This window comes from Paraburkholderia xenovorans LB400 (assembly GCF_000013645.1).
GTDB classification, from domain to species: domain Bacteria; phylum Pseudomonadota; class Gammaproteobacteria; order Burkholderiales; family Burkholderiaceae; genus Paraburkholderia; species Paraburkholderia xenovorans.
Genome location: NC_007952.1, coordinates 1690614 through 1706993 on the forward strand (window position 1 = coordinate 1690614; position 16380 = coordinate 1706993).

The following is a 16380-nucleotide window of genomic DNA, read 5'->3' on the forward strand; positions in this document are numbered from 1 at the left end:
GCGCGATATTCATCTGCTGTCCCGCACGCCTTCAGGCAGGCGAGGCCACGCCCAGCACCGGTCCGTGGCGACGCGTGTTTCGAATCGTCGTGCGCGATGGGTAAGCGCAGGCTTTCCATACACACGGCTTGAAGCGCCACGGTCGCATGGGAGACATGCCCGTGTCTGTACGGTAAAGGGAATGATCGGGATTGGCCGTTCTTCTGCTCTTCTTCGCGCGGGGGCGCCGATTCCGGCGCTGGCAGCCGGACTTTCCGCACCAGGGGGCACGCAAGGGCACGCAACGCGAGGTGCTGCGTGAGCCGTCTTTATTTACGCATCACGGGGTTTCATTTTCGCGGCGAACAGACCCTTCAACGCCTCGATATCCACCGGCTTGACCAGGTGGTGGTCGAATCCCGCCGCCGCGGATCTGAGCTGGTCGCCCGGCTGCCCGTAGCCGGTGACGGCTACCAGCAGCGTGTCTCGGGTCGCGGCAGACCCGCGTAATTTCTGCGCCACCTCGTAGCCGTCCATTCCGGGCAGTCCGATATCGAGGAGCACGACATCCGGCCTGAAAGTCGTGGAAGCTTCGAGCCCCTGCTGGCCATCCAGCCGCGTCGCCACCACATGCCCTTCGCTTGCCAGAATCATCGCCAGCGCCTCGCTGGCGTCGGCGTTGTCGTCGATGATGAGGACCCTGCGGGGGGGCGCCTTGCCCGGGTTCTGCGGTGAACCGGCCTGATCCGGGCTGGCCGGGATCAGGCCCAACGGCAGATCGACGATGAACTCGCTGCCTGTCTTGCCGTCGCTGACGGCCTCGACCGTTCCGCCATGCAACTCGACCAGCCGCCGGACCACGGACAGGCCTACTCCGAGCCCGTTATGAAGCTGACCGTGGGGCAACGGACCCTGGACGAACATGTCGAAAAGCGTGTTGAGCATCGAAGGGGCGATTCCCGCACCGTTATCCCTGACTCGAAGCGAAAGCCGGCGGCCGGTTCTCGTCGCGCTGAGATCGATTTTGCCGCCGGGCTCCGTGTATTTGGCCGCGTTGATCACGATGTTCTCGATGACCTGCGATAGCCTCGTGGGGTCGACAAACATCAGCACCGGTTCTTCCGGCAGCGCAACCGACAAGGTGTGATGCCGTTCTTCGACAATCGGCCGGCACACCTCGAGCGCGCTCTGAACGACCGTTTCCAGCGTCACCGCCTGACGATTCAGCTTGATGCTGCCGCTCGCAATACGCGTGAGATCCAGCATCTCGTTGACCAGCTGGGTCATTGCCTGGCCTTGCCGCTGTATGACGCCGACGGCCCAGACCTTCTGGCGCGCATCGACGGATTCCGAGGCGAGCAGGTCGCCGGCTGAGCACAGCGCGGCAAGCGGATTGCGCAGTTCATGACCAAGCATGGCCAGGAATTCGTTCTTGCGCCGGTCGGCCTGCGCCAGACGTTCAGCGCGCTCCCGAAGCTGGGTGTTACTCAGACTGCGATCGGTGAGTTCGCGCTCGGTCGTGGCGACAGCCACGGCGTGCCCCTGATTGTCCGAGAGAATCGACAGGGTGATCCAGATGTCGAGCACGCGGCCGCTTTTGGTGACCCGCTGGGTTTCATAGGAATGCAGCGCCTCGTTGTGCTCGGCGTAACGGATGAAATCGAGGTGATCCTGTCTGGCGCCCGACGGCAGCATATCGGACACCGTCATGCATAGAGCTTCGGCCTCCGTATAGCCGTAAATCGCGGTTGCGGCGCGGTTCCAGGCAATCAGGCGGCCGTTCAGATCGAACACCGTCATGGCGTCGTTCGAATCCTGGACGACCGCGGCGAGGCGCCGGGACCGTTCGTCGGAGGCCTTCACGTGGGTAATGTCGTTCCACGTCACCACCACCCCCGCGGGCGGTGTCCCCTGAACCGCGATATACGGCGTGATACGCCGAACGTACCACTCTCCCGTCAACGTCTGGATTTCCTTTTCCGCCTGGCCGGTCTGCGCCGACATGACCCGCTGGACATCCTCCAGCAGCGTGTCGCCCAGCGGATTGCCGAGAACATTCGTGATCGGGCGGTCAATGTCGGCTAACGCCAGACCAAAGATGCGCGCCGCACTCGGAGTAAAACGCTTGATCACCGCGTGCCGGTCGAGCAGCAACGTGGCGATTTCGGTGCTGGCCAGCAGGTTCGCCACGTCTTCGCTGAGCACCTCAAGCTGGTGAACCTTCTGCCCGAGTTGGGAATTGACCAGATTCAACTGCTCGTTGAGCGCCTGCAATTCTTCTTTCGATGTCTCGAGCTCCTCGTTGGCCGAACGCAGTTCCTCGTTCATTGAAAGGATTTCTTCGTTCGACACCCGCAATTCGCTATTGCTTTCTTCCAGTTCCTCGATCGTGCTGCCAAGCTCGACCTGCGTGGTGCGAAGTTCGCTCTCCAGGTGCCAGAGATCGGAGTCCACGCCTGTGGGCGCGAGCGAGCCAGGCCGCTCGGCCACCGGAACCCGCGCAAAGATGACGAGCAAGGCCTTGCCCGTGTGCGCCGTGTCGAATGGCCGGGTCACCGTGATCTTCACCGCAGGCGCGCCGCCGTCCGATACGACTTCACTGACCGGCCCGGCGGCCTCGTCCTGGCTCGCGCGGCGCAACACGATCCTCAGCTTCAGACGCAGCCCTTCGCGCGCCATGTCGAGAATGTTGCCTGTCGGCTCGCCGGTGGGTTGCCTGAGGTACTCGTCGGTCGAACCGCTCGTATAGAGCACCTGGTGCGCGGCATTGATCAGCACCGACGCCGCGTGGTGCTCTTCGAGCAGCGTGCTGTTGACCAGTTCCGCGTAGCCCTTGCTGCGGTTGCTGCCGCGACTCGCGGAGGGAAACTCGTCGCGCCTTCCCCCAGGCGCGGAGAACCGGTAGCCGGACACGACCGCGGCGGTGACCGGACTGCGCTGGTAGATGCGCCAGGCCCTGGAGACTTCCTGAAACGGGCCGGAGTCCGGATCGGTACTTTCCGATCGGCCCAGAAACAGATAGCGCTTCGGATTGAGCGCGAAATGAAACACCTCGAACACGCGCTGCTGCGCTTCGGGTTCGAGATAGATCAGCAGGTTGCGGCAACTGATCAGATCGACCCGCGAAAACGGTGGGTCGGCAATCAGGTTCTGCGGTGTGAACAGGATCGTTTCGCGCAGCGCCTGGTCGATCTGATAATCGTTGCCGTGCGGGCGGAAAAAGCGCTCGAGCCGTTCTTCACCGACAGGCAATGCGACCCCCGGTGAATAGATGCCCTGGCGGGCACGCGTGAGGGCGACCCGGTTCACGTCGGAGGCGAGAATCATGAATGACCGCGTGAGCTTGCGTTTCCCGATCTCCTCCGTGAGCAGCATGGCCATCGAATAGGCCTCCTCCCCCGTCGCGCATCCGGGCACCCAGACCCGCAGGGGCTGGTCGCCGCCCGGCTCGTCGAGAAGCGGGCCGAGGACGCGTTCAGCGAGAGCGCGCCACGCCTCCGGATCGCGAAAGAATTCGGTCACGCCGATCATCATGTCGAGACTCAGCGCCTGGGCTTCCTCGACGGAGGTTCTCAATACGGCGCAATACGCGTCGAGGCTGTCCACCTGATTGACCGTCATGCGCCGGGCAATCCGGCGTTCGAGCGTGCCCCGTTTGTAGCCCCTGAAATCGGAGCCGGCCGCGGCCAGCGCCCGGAGCACCGGCTCCAGGTCCACCATTGCGCCGGATTTGCCGGACACCGGCAACATTGCCTCGCCGGAGCGCGCAATGTAATCGAACAGCACGGCGGGCATTTTCTCGATCGGCAGCACGTAGTCGACCAGTCCCGTCGCGACCGCATGCGCCGGCATCGAATCGTGTTCAGCCGTGGCGGGCGACTGCGCCATCACCATTCCGCCCGCGGCCTTGATGGCTCTCAGGCCTGCTGAACCGTCCGCGTTCGCGCCCGTGAGCACGATCCCGATCGCACGGTCGTGCTGGTCCGCGGCCAGCGAAGTGAAGAACTCGTCGATCGGCATCGGAATGGTGGGCCGCTCGACCGCGGGCCGCAGCCTGAACACGCCCTGCTCGATCACGACGGATACTTTCGGCGGGATGACATAGACGTGGCCCGCGCACAGCGTCGCGCCGTCCTCGATGGCCGATACGGCTAGAGAGGTGTCTTTGGCCAGCAGTTCCGGAAGATGGCTTTCGGCGCCGGGCGCCAGGTGGACCACGATGGCGAAGGCGATATCGTGCGGCATGGTGGACGCCGCACGAAAAAACAGGCTCAGCGCATGAAGAGCACCGGCAGATGCACCGATGGCGACGATGCGGGGAACAGTAGCAGCTCCAAGTGTCGGAGAAATATTATTGGCATCATTCATGACACGTCGCTTTAGACTGCTGAAGCGTCAGTGTAGCCGGTTACGGCTGACGGCTGGCAGAAAGTCATGCACGCGGGCGGCGCGCCAGGATGGTTTTACAAGGCCGGCGCATGAAAAAAGCGGGCTTGACGCAAGTCAAGCCCGCCACCATTTCCGCCACGCACCATGTTGCTTGCTTCGGCTGCTTTGTGCCGTGGCTACCGGCATGAACGGGTCGGAAATAGCGATGTGGCCGCGAGGCCCTGCGCAAGGGATGCCTTAATGTTGAAGGAAGACCATCGGAGCGGCAATCGCCTTCTCGCGGTATTGCCCCAGGCGGAGTGGACGCGCCTCGCCCCTCACCTGGTGCCGGTCGATCTGGCGTTGGGGCAGGTCGTATATGAATCGGGCGACCGGCTCGACCACGTTTATTTTCCGTCGACGGCTATCGTCTCGCTGCTTTATGTGATGAAGGACGGCGCGTCCGCGGAGATTGCGATGGTGGGCAACGAAGGACTGATCGGCATTGCGCTTTTCATGGGCGGCGAAACCATGCCGAACCGGGCGGTCGTACAAAGCGCGGGGCGCGCATACCGGCTGGAGGCCCGCTTCCTGAAAGAGGAATTCCATCGCGCCGGCCCCGTGCAGCGACTGCTGCTGCGCTACACCCAGGCATTGATCACGCAGATGGCGCAGACCGTGGTGTGCAACCGGCATCACTCGATCGACCAGCAGTTGTGCCGGTGGCTGCTGCTCAGCCTCGACCGTCTGCCGTCGAACGAGTTGAACATGACGCAGGAACTGATCGCCAACATGCTGGGCGTACGCCGGGCCGGCGTCACGGAAGCGGCGGTCAAGCTGCAGGACGCGGGGCTGATCCGCTACAGCTATGGACATATCGAGGTGCTGGATCGGGCCGGACTCGAAAAGCGCGTGTGCGAATGCTACGGCGTCGTGAAGCGTGAGTGCGACCGGCTGTTACCCGACATGCCCGCATCCTAGGAGAATCGCAGGCTGGTGGGCGAGCGCCCTGCCCCTGGGAGCGGACCGTCCGCGGTACGCCACCGTACCGACTTCCGTACCGGCCGCGCGCAACGTGTCATGCATATGCGATGGTTCTGTCCATGCGAACTTTTCTGGCTCTTCGCCGACAGATTGCGCCAATTTCGCGGGACCGAACTTTTCCGAAACGTCTCGACCTTGCCGATCAGGGTGACACCGCGATGAATATCAGTTCTCTTGCCGGCAAGCCGCTTCCGCCGGCACTGCTGGTCAACGTGCCGCGCCTCGTCGCGAGCTACTACACCGGGACGCCCGACCCGTCGCTCGCCGCCGAGCGCGTCAAATTCGGTACTTCGGGACATCGCGGATCTTCGTTGCAGCGCAGCTTCAACGAGTGGCATGTGCTCGCAATCACGCAGGCTATCTGCCGATACCGGAAATTACAGGGAATCGATGGACCGCTGTTTCTCGGCATCGACACGCATGCGCTGTCGGAGCCGGCCTCGGCCAGTGCGCTCGAAGTGCTGGCGGCCAATGGCGTGGAGGTCATGATCGCGCCGGATGGCGAATACACGCCCACCCCGGCCATATCGCACGCCATCCTCACCTATAACCGCGGCCGTTCGTCGGGCCTCGCGGACGGCATCGTCATCACGCCTTCGCACAATCCGCCGGGTGACGGCGGCTTCAAATACAACCCGCCCAGCGGCGGACCCGCGGACGAAACGGTGACGGGCTGGATCGAAGTCGCGGCGAACAGCCTGCTCGAGAACCGGCTCGACGGTGTCATGCGCATGCCGCTCGCCAACGCGCTGCGTGCCTCGACCACGCACTATCACGACTTCCTCAGAATCTACGTCGCCGATCTCGACAGCGTCATCGACATGAGCGTGCTGCGCGGTGCGCCGATCCGCCTTGGCGTCGATCCGCTCGGCGGCGCGGGCGTGCACTATTGGGCCGCGATCGCGGAACGCTATCGGCTGAACCTCACGGTGACAGACGAAGACGTCGATCCGACTTTCCGCTTCATGAGCGCGGATTGGGACGGGCAGATACGCATGGACCCGTCGTCGCCGTATGCGATGCAGACGTTGATCGGCAAGGCCGACCGCTTCGATACCGCGTTTGCATGCGATACCGATCACGACCGGCATGGCATCGTCACGCCCACAGCCGGGCTATTGCCGCCGAATCACTACCTCGCCGTCATGATCGACTATCTGTGCGCGCATCGTCCGGATTGGCCCGCGCATGCCGCGATCGGCAAGACGATGGTCAGCAGCCGGCTGATCGACCATGTGGCGGCAAAGCATGGCCGCGCGCTCTACGAAGTGCCGGTGGGCTTCAAATGGTTCGTGGGCGGCCTGCTCGACGGGTCACTTGGTTTTGCCGGCGAGGAAAGCGCGGGCGCGACCTGTCTGAGGCTCGACGGCCGCGCGTGGACGACCGACAAGGACGGCATGGTGCCCGCGCTGCTGTCGGCGGAGATCGCGACGCGCACCGGCCGCGATGTCGCGGAGCATTACCGCGCCCTCACCGAACGCCTCGGCGAGCCGCGCGAGCGTCGCGTGCAGGCGGCGGCGAGTGCGTCCCAACGCGCGCTGCTCGGGCGACTGTCGCCGGCGCAGTTCGCTCACACCGAGCTTGCCGGCGAAAAAATCGATTCCGTGCTCGACCGCGCGCCGGCCAATCAGGCGCCGCTGGGCGGCATCAAGGTGAGTACGAAGAGCGGCTGGTTCGCCGCGCGACCCTCGGGTACCGAGAATATCTACAAGATTTATGCCGAGAGTTTTCTCGGCGACGACCACCTGGCGCGCATTGTCGGCGAAGCGCAGAGCATGGTCGACAACGCGCTGGCGGCGTCCGGCGGCGATGCCTGACAGGGCGATCAGCGCCTTTTCGCACGGCCCGCAGCAGCGCCGTTTGCGAGGGTAAGCGCAGGCGCGCCGGAATGCGGTACGACAGCGTACAGACGCCCGCCTCTATTTGACCGCACTATCCGCGTACGCCCCCACTCACGTCGCATCGTCGCCGAAACCTCGCATCGAGCTTCGGACGACACTTCGGGTGACACGCGTGTCGCGGCCGACTTCGACGGGGAGAGAACCATGACAAATGCAATCTGGGGCATCGTGATCGCAATGGCGCTGATGTTCGGCATTGCGTTCTATCGGTCCACTCATCAGCGCCAGCCTGCCGCGCATCCTCGCGGCCCGATCCGGCAGCAGACACAGGACCGCTTGCGCAAGCGCTACGGTTTATAGGCCGAAGGCAGTCCGATGAGCGGCACGCGATGGTCCGATCGTATCCGCACGCTCAAAATAAGGCTTCCCGATGTCTGTTTTTTCACGCCGCCCAGGGAATCGCGACCTGCCTTCCCCGTGGGACAGTCACGAACCGATCCGTGAAGAACTATTCGGCGAGGAACGGCTCGCCCAACATGCGCGCAGCCTCGCCGACGCACAGAATATTTCGCCGGGCGCACCGCGCGGCCGTTCGCTGACCAGCCGCCTGAAGGACAACGCCCACTACCTGATGCAGGCGTACAAGGCGACGCTCGCCGCCGCGGCCAACGACGAAGCCATCACGCCGGCGGCGGAATGGCTGATCGATAATTACTACCTGGTCGACGAACAGATCGGCAAAATCCGCGACGATCTGCCGCCGAGCTATTACCGGCAATTGCCCAAGCTCAGCGGCGGGCCGTTCGCGGGCTACCCGCGCGTATTCGGCCTCGCGTGGGCGTTCGTCGCCCACACCGACAGCCGCTTCGATCCCGACCAGTTGTGCCGCTTCGTGCACGCCTATCAGACGGTTCAGCCGTTGACGATCGGCGAACTGTGGGCGGTGGCGATCACATTGCGCATCGTGCTGATCGAAAACCTTCGGCGCCTCGCGGACCAGATCGATCACGGCCGCACGGCGCGTCTCGATGCCGATGCAATGGCCGATCGTCTGCTCGGCGTGGGCGGACGTGCGCCGGACCCGGCGACGGCACTGTTCGCGCAATTCGGCGGCTCGGCGCTGAGCGATAACTTTGCGGTGCAATTGATCCAGCGTCTGCACGATCACGACCCCGACGTGACGCCGGCCGTCGTGTGGCTGCATGAACGCCTTGCCGGGCAGCACACCACGCCCGACCGGATCGTGGCCGACGTGCATCAGCAACAGGGCGCGGCCAGCGTGACCGTACGCAACGTGATCACGAGCATGCGCCTGATCTCGGATGTCGACTGGACCGAACTGTTCGAACGGATCAGTCCCGTCGACGAGGTATTGCGCACGCATCCCGTCTTCGTGCAGATGGACTTCGCGACGCGCAACCTCTATCGCGGGTCGATCGAAGTGCTGGCGCGCGGCTCGCGTTTCACCGAACTCGACATCGCGCGGCGCGCCGTTGCGGCCGCCCAGATCGCGGCTGATCGCGCCGCACGCAATGCGGCTGGTCTCGCGAGCGAGGCGCCACCTCGTGAGGCCGATCCGGGCTACCACCTGCTGGCGGGCGGACGTGACGCGCTCGAAGCGTCGATCGGCTACCGGCCGCCCGTGTCCGTGTGGCTGCACCGCTTCACCCGCCGCGCCGGACTGGCCGGCTATCTCGGCCGCATCCTGTTGCTGGCCGCGCTATTGCTGGCCGGCATGGTCACGTGGCTCGACGGCCCGATGCGCTATCCCGGCCTATGGATCTGGCTCCCGCTCGCCGGCCTGCTGCCCGCCGTCGATCTCGCGGTGGCAATCGTCAATCGCAGCGTGATGCGCAATGTCGGCGCGATCGTCCTGCCGGGGCTCGCGCTGCGCGAAGGTATTCCGGCAAGCCTGCGCACCGTGGTGGCCGTGCCGACCTTGCTGACCACGCCCGACGCGTTGGCGACGCAGATCGAGCGGCTCGAGATTCATCACCTGGCAAGCGCGGGCGGCGAGCTTTATTACGTGCTTCTTTCCGACTGGACCGACGCGCCGCACGCGCAAACCGAAGGCGACGACGCACTGCTGGCGGCCGCCGCCGCGGGCATCGCCGGGCTTAATCGCCGGCATCCCGGCACCGGCGGACACGAGCGTTTCATGCTGCTGCACCGGCGTCGGCTATGGAACGCCGAAGAGGACCGGTGGATGGGTTGGGAGCGCAAACGCGGCAAGCTGCACGAGTTGAACCGGCTGCTGCGCGGCGCGCCCGACACGTCGTTCATCGCGCCGCCCGGACAGACGCTCGCGACGCCGCCGAACGTGCGCTATGTCATCACGCTCGATGCCGACACGCGCCTGCCGCGCGACACGGTGCGCCGCCTGATCGGCAAGATGGCTCATCCGCTCAATCGGCCTGTATTCGATCCCGCGGGTCAGCGCATCGTCGAAGGCTATGGCGTGCTGCAGCCGCGCGTGACGCCTTCGCTGCCGGTCGGCGCGGAAGGCTCGCTGTTCCAGCGGGTGTCGTCGAGTCCGAGCGGAATCGATCCGTACGTCGCGGCAGTGTCGGACGTCTATCAGGATCTGTTCGACGAAGGGTCGTACGCAGGCAAGGGCATCTACGATATCGACGCCTTCGAGCTCTCGCTCGCGGGCCGCGTGCCGGAGAACACCATGCTCAGCCATGATCTGTTCGAAGGCATCTTTGCACGGGCGGGACTCGCTTCGGATATCGAAGTGGTGGAAGAATTCCCCGCGCGCTACGACGTCTCCGAAGCGCGGCAGCATCGCTGGGCGCGCGGCGACTGGCAGTTGCTGCCGTGGCTCGTCGGTGTGCGGCGGCGCCCCGCGCGGGCGTTGCCGGCGACCGGCCGCTGGAAGATGCTGGACAATCTGCGCCGAACGCTGGTAGCGCCGGCGGCCTTCATGGCCTTACTCGCCGGCTGGACCCTGCCGTTGCCCGACGCGCTGCGCTGGACGTGCTTCGTGCTCGCAACCATTGCCGTGCCCGTGCTACTGCCCACGCTGAGCGCGCTGGTGCCGCGCTGGCAGCGGGCGCACGTGAAAATGACCGCGCGCAGCCTGCTCGGCGTATGGCTGGCGGACCTGCGGCTTGCATTGGCGCGTTGCGCCATGTCGATCGCTTTTATCGCGCAGCAAACCTGGTCCATGAGCGACGCGATCGGCCGCACGCTGTTCCGCCTGCTGGTTACGCGCCGCCATCTGCTGGAATGGACCACGGCCGCCGAGGCCAGCGCGCGCGGGCGTCTGACGCCGGCCAGTACCTATGCGCGAATGTCCGGCGGGCTTGCGCTCGCCCTCGCGGCCAGTCTGGCCATCCTGCTCGCGGCAAGGCACAGCGGAAACTTCGGCGCATGGGTCGGCCTGCCTTTCGTCCTGTCGTGGCTCGCCTCGCCGTTGCTGGCCTACTGGTCGAGTCTCGCGCCGCACCCGGCCAGCGACCTCGACGTCGGCGCCGCGGACGCGCAACAACTGCGCCGCCATGCCCGCCGTACGTGGCGCTATTTCGAAACCTTCGTCACGGCCGCCGACCAGATGCTGCCGCCGGACAATTTCCAGGAAGACCCGCGACCGGTCATCGCGCATCGAACCTCGCCCACCAACCTCGGGCTCTATCTGCTCGCGACGGTGAGCGCCCGCGAGTTCGGCTGGATCGGCACGCTCGACGCCGTCGAACGCCTCGAGGCGACGCTTGCCACGATGGAGCGTATGCCGCGTTATCGCGGGCATTTCTACAACTGGTACGACACCCAGGATTTGCGGCCACTCGACCCGAAGTACGTTTCCTCCGTCGACAGCGGCAACCTGGCCGGCCATCTGATCGCACTGGGCAATGCATGCCGTGCGTGGTCGGCCCAGCCCGTGGATGCACAGAGCGCCGTTGCGTTCACCGGCATCGACGACTGCCTTGCGCTACTGAGCGAAAGCGTAGGCGGCGAACGCGCCGGGCCGCAGCGCGCCGCGGCGCTTCGCGAGTTCGAGCAGGCGGCGGCAGCGCTGCGAACGACACTCGACGGCGTGAAAACCGCGGCGCCCGCCAACGGCACATTGGGCGCCGAGCCGGCGTGGCCGACCGTACTACTACTCGCCGCCACGGTGACGAACGCCGCGCGCGCGCTCGTCGGGATCCAGCCGGCCGTTTCCGGTCAACCCAGCCAGGGCGGCCACGACCAGGACACGCTGTTCTGGTCCGACGCCCTGGAGCGCACGCTTCGCGGTCATTGCCGGGACCTCGCATGCGCGGCCGAAGGAGCGCTTGCATTGCGCGAGCGCTTCGCGCGACTGATCGACGCCACGTTGCAGATGGCCTACGCAATGGAGTTCGGCTTTCTGCTCGACCCCTTGCGCAATTTGCTGTCGATCGGTTACGCGGTCGCCGACGGCAAGCTCGATCCGAGCAGCTACGACTTGCTGGCGTCGGAGGCGCGGCTCGCGAGCTTCGTCGCAATTGCGAAAGGCGACATTCCCGCGCGCCACTGGTTCCGGCTCGGACGTGTGGCCACGCCGGTTGCCGGCGGCGCGGCGCTGGTGTCGTGGTCCGGCTCCATGTTCGAATACCTGATGCCGTCGCTCGTCATGTGCGCGCCGGCCAGCAGCCTGATCGCGCGGACCAACGCGCTGGTGGTGCGGCGGCAGATCGCCTATGGCTCGACGCTGGGCTCGCCGTGGGGCATCTCCGAATCGGCGTACAACGCGCGCGACCTCGAATTCACTTACCAGTATTCCAGCTTCGGCATTCCGGACCTCGGGCTCAAGCGCGGTCTCGGCAACAATGCCGTGATCGCGCCGTATGCGACCGCGTTGGCCGCGATGGTTTCGCCGGCGGCCGCCGCCCGCAATTTCGAGCGGCTGGGCGCCGCGGGCGCGAACGGCCGCTACGGCTTTTACGAGGCACTGGACTATACGCCCGCCCGTGTACCGGAAGGACAGCCGGTGGCCATCGTGCGCGCTTTCATGGCGCACCATCAGGGCATGTCGATCGTGTCGATCGCCAATGCGCTGCTGGCGGGCCGCATCCGCCAGTTTTTCCATGCCGAACCGGCCATTCAGGCGACCGAACTGCTGTTGCAGGAGCGCATGCCGGGCCGGGTCGCGGTGGCCCATTCGCGTGTCGACGAGGAGCACGGCGCCGGCCGTCTGCGCGGCGTCGAACCGGCGGTGGCGCGGCATCTGCAATCCGCGGACACGCCCACGCCGGCGACCCATCTGTTGAGCAACGGCCGCTATGCGGTCATGCTGACCGCCGCCGGATCCGGTTACAGCCGCTGGGGCGAGCTGGCAATCACGCGCTGGCGCGAAGACGCCACCCGCGACGACTGGGGCAGCTACGTCTATTTGCGTGATACCGACAGCGGCAAATTCTGGTCGGCCACATGGCAACCCGCCGGCATGAGCCCGGACAGCTACGACGTGACCTTCACCGAAGACCGCGCCGAGTTCGTCCGGCTCGACGGCACGCTGACCACCTCGCTCGACGTGATGGTCTCCGCCGAAGACGACGCCGAGGTGCGCCGTGTGTCGGTAGCCAACGGCGGCGTGCATGCGCGCACGATCGAATTCACGTCGTTCGCGGAACTCGTGCTGGCGACCCAGGCCGCCGACCAGGCTCACCCGGCGTTCAGCAAACTGTTCGTCGAAACCGAGTATCTGCCCGAGCTCAATGTCATTCTCGCGACCCGGCGCCGCCGCGCGCCGGACGAGCCGGAGGTGTGGGCCGCTCATCTCGCGGTGATCGACGGGCATGCGCTCGGCGCCGTCGAGATCGAGACCGATCGCGCGCGCTTCGTCGGCCGCGGCCGGCAGGTTCGTTCGCCGCGCGGCATGGTGGAAGGCCGGCCATTGAGCAATTCGGCGGGCGTCGTGCTCGATGCCGCGTTCACGATACGCCGGCGGCTGAGCATCGCGCCGGGCGCCACCGCGAGTGTCGCGTTCTGGACTATCGTGGCCGACTCCCGCGCCCGTTTGCTGGACCTGGTCGACAAGCATCGCGACGACGCGTCGTATGCGCGGGCGACCATGCTGGCGTGGACTCAGGCGCAGGTGCAACTGCGCCATAACGGCGTGACGGCGGACGAGGCCGTACAGTTCCAGCGCATGGCCAGCTATCTGCTATACAGCGACCCGTCGATGCGACCGGCCTCGGCCGCGTTGCTGCGCGGCGCGGCGCAGGTGTCGGCGGCGGGTGGTACGGGCGCCGTCCCGCTGTGGAAGCATGGCATATCGGGCGATCTGCCGATCCTGCTGGTGCGTATCGACGATATCGAGCACATGGCGCTGGTGCAGCAACTGGTGCATGCGCATGCCTACTGGCGCATGAAACGGCTCGCGGTCGATCTCGTCATCATCAACGAGCGCGCCGCCTCATACGTGCAGGATTTGCAGATCGCCCTGGAAACGCTGGTGCGTTCGGGGCTGCGGTCCGCACCCGACGGCACCGCGCGCGGTGAAATCTTCGTACTGCGCGCAGACCTGATGTCGGCCGACTCCCGCGCGCTGTTTCCGGTTGTCGCCCGCGCGGTGCTGGCGGCGCGCAACGGCCGTCTGGCGGATCAGCTCAAGCGTGTCGCGAGGCCGCCCGTAAGCGCGTTGCCGCGACCGAAACGCATGCCTGAGCCGACGCTCACGCAGATTCCGGAAAAAACCGTTCGCGTAGAAGCCGGGCTCGACTATTTCAACGGTCTGGGCGGTTTTGCCGACGACGGCCGCGAGTACGTCGTCGTGCTGGGACCTGGCCAGTGCACGCCAATGCCGTGGGTCAACGTCATCGCCAATCCTCACTGCGGCTTTCTTGTGTCGGCGGAAGGCGGCGGCTATACATGGGCGTCGAACAGCCGCGAGCACCAGTTGACGGCGTGGTCGAACGACCCGGTCAGCGACCCGGCTTCGGAAGCCTTCTATGTTCGCGACGACGACACGGGCGCGCTATTCGGCCCGCTTGCGAACCCTTTGCGCGACAACTCGCCCGCCGCGGCGCCGTATATCGCCCGTCACGGTCAGGGCTATAGCCGCTTCACGCACAGCGCTCACGATATCGCACTCGAACTGCTGCAATTCGTGCCGCTCGATGACCCGCTGAAAATCTCCCGGCTGACCTTGCGCAATCTATCCGGCAGGACCCGGCGGCTTTCGGTGACGGCCTATGTGGAATGGGCGCTGGGGGCGTCGCGCAGCATCGCCGCGCCGCATACCGTCAGCGAAATCGACGCGGCCACCGGCGCGCTGTTCGCGCGCAACGACTGGTCCCAAACCTGGCGCGGCCGCGTGGCCTTCGCCGATATGAACGGCGTGCAGACATCGTGGAGCGCGGACCGGCGTGAATTCGTCGGCCGCAATGGCAACCTGAGCGAGCCCGCCGCCCTTTCCGGCAGCGCGGGCCATGTGACGCTGTCGGGCAGGATCGGCGCGGGCCTCGATCCTTGCGCGGCACTGCTCACCACGATCGAACTCGAACCCGGCGAGGCCGTGTCGGTGGTGTTTCTGCTAGGCGAATCGGACTCGGCCGAGGCCGCGCGCCAGTTGATCGAGCGCTATCGCGCTGCGGATGTGGACGCCGTGCTCGCCACCGTAACGGCATTCTGGAACGACACGCTCGGCACCGTGCAGGTGAAAACACCCGACCGCGAAATGGATCTGATGCTCAACCGCTGGCTGCTGTATCAGACACTCGCCTGTCGCATCTGGGCGCGCGCGGGCTTTTATCAGGCAAGCGGCGCTTATGGCTTTCGCGATCAGTTGCAGGACGGCATGGCGCTCGCCGCCGTCCGTCCCGAACTGACTCGCGAGCATCTGCTGCGAGCGGCGGGACGGCAATTCCGCGAAGGCGACGTGCAGCACTGGTGGCTGCCGCAGGGCGGCGACGGCGTGCGCACGCACATTTCCGACGACCGCGCGTGGCTGGCCTACTCGGTGGCGCAATACGTGGACGTGAGCGGGGACCGCGCGATTCTCGATGTCGACGTGCCCTTCCTCGAAGGACGCGCACTCGGTCAGGACGAATACGATGCCTACTTCGTGCCGACGGTGTCGGACCTCGGCGCGACGCTGTTCGAGCACTGTGCGCTGGCGCTTGACCAGAGTCTCGAACTGTTCGGCGCCCACGGCCTGCCGTTGATGGGCACTGGCGACTGGAACGACGGCATGAACCGCGTGGGCGAAGCGGGACGCGGCGAAAGTGTCTGGCTCGGCTGGTTTCTGATCGCCGCGTTGACGAATTTCGCGCCACTGGCGCGCGCGCGAAACGACGACGCGCGGGCGGATCGCTGGACCGGGCGCGCGGCCGAACTGAAGATCGCGCTGGAAAACGCGGGCTGGGACGGCGCGTGGTATCGGCGCGGCTATTTCGACGACGGCACGCCGCTCGGGTCGAGCGGCAACGACGAATGCTCGATCGACGCCATCGCGCAATCGTGGAGCGTCCTGTCGGGCGCGGCCGGTCCCGGGCGGGCCGAACAGGCGATGGCGGAACTCGACCGCCGCCTGATCCGCCGCGACGATGGGCTCGCGCTGCTGTTCACGCCGCCCTTCGACCGCACGGTGCTGGACCCCGGCTATATCAAAGGTTATCCGCCGGGCGTGCGTGAGAATGGCGGCCAATATACTCATGCTGCAACGTGGTCGGTGCTGGCGTTCGCGCAGATGGGCGACGGCGACCGGGCGGCGGAGCTATTCGCGCTGCTGAATCCGGTCAATCGCGGTCGCACCCGGAGTGCCGTGAACCGCTACAAGGTCGAACCTTACGTGGTCGCCGCCGACGTGTATTCAGTCGCGCCGCACGTGGGACGCGGCGGATGGACCTGGTACACGGGATCGGCCGGCTGGATGTATCGCGCGGGTATGGAGGGCATTCTGGGAATCCGCAGGCATGGCGACGTATTGTCGATCCAGCCGTGTGTGCCGGGAGCATGGCCCGGCTTCACCGCCGTTCTGCATTACGGCGCGAGCCGCTATGACATTGCCGTGCGAAACCCGCACGGGGTGAGCCGCGGCGTGATTGATGTGCAGGTGGACGGCACTCCGCTGCAACCTGGTACTTTCGACGTGCGGCTTATCGACGACGGTGCAGCGCATACCGTCACCATCACCCTCGGCCGCACGGGGTCGGTTTTCAAGGTCTGACAAGGCCCGCAA

General features: G+C 65.8%; 5 protein-coding genes. 4 read left to right on the top strand and 1 reads right to left on the bottom strand.

Features of this window, described 5'->3' with window-relative positions:
- Nucleotides 1-312: 312 nt before the first annotated feature.
- Nucleotides 313-4347: a chemotaxis protein CheB gene (locus tag BXE_RS29470; RefSeq protein ID WP_040124731.1), complete on the bottom strand. Its 4035-nt coding sequence runs from the start codon at nucleotides 4345-4347 to the stop codon at nucleotides 313-315.
- Between the two features lie 261 nt (nucleotides 4348-4608).
- Here BXE_RS29470 and BXE_RS29475 point away from each other — a divergent pair, with 261 nt between their 5' ends.
- The 4 genes from BXE_RS29475 to BXE_RS29485 all read left to right on the top strand — a co-directional run bounded on the left by BXE_RS29475 (nucleotide 4609) and on the right by BXE_RS29485 (nucleotide 16368).
- The gene (locus tag BXE_RS29475; protein ID WP_011491771.1) at nucleotides 4609-5328 is read left to right on the top strand and encodes a Crp/Fnr family transcriptional regulator; all 720 of its coding nucleotides are present in this window, start codon (nucleotides 4609-4611) and stop codon (nucleotides 5326-5328) included.
- Between the two features lie 221 nt (nucleotides 5329-5549).
- A complete protein-coding gene (pgm, locus tag BXE_RS29480) occupies nucleotides 5550-7208 on the top strand; it encodes a phosphoglucomutase (alpha-D-glucose-1,6-bisphosphate-dependent) (RefSeq protein WP_011491772.1) in 1659 nt (552 codons plus the stop codon).
- A gap of 228 nt (nucleotides 7209-7436) precedes the next feature.
- Entirely contained in the window at nucleotides 7437-7592 is a 156-nt protein-coding gene (locus BXE_RS46690; protein ID WP_158340991.1) for a hypothetical protein, read from the top strand.
- 70 nt (nucleotides 7593-7662) lie between these two features.
- Nucleotides 7663-16368: a GH36-type glycosyl hydrolase domain-containing protein gene (locus tag BXE_RS29485; protein WP_011491773.1), complete on the top strand. Its 8706-nt coding sequence runs from the start codon at nucleotides 7663-7665 to the stop codon at nucleotides 16366-16368.
- Nucleotides 16369-16380: the final 12 nt, after the last annotated feature.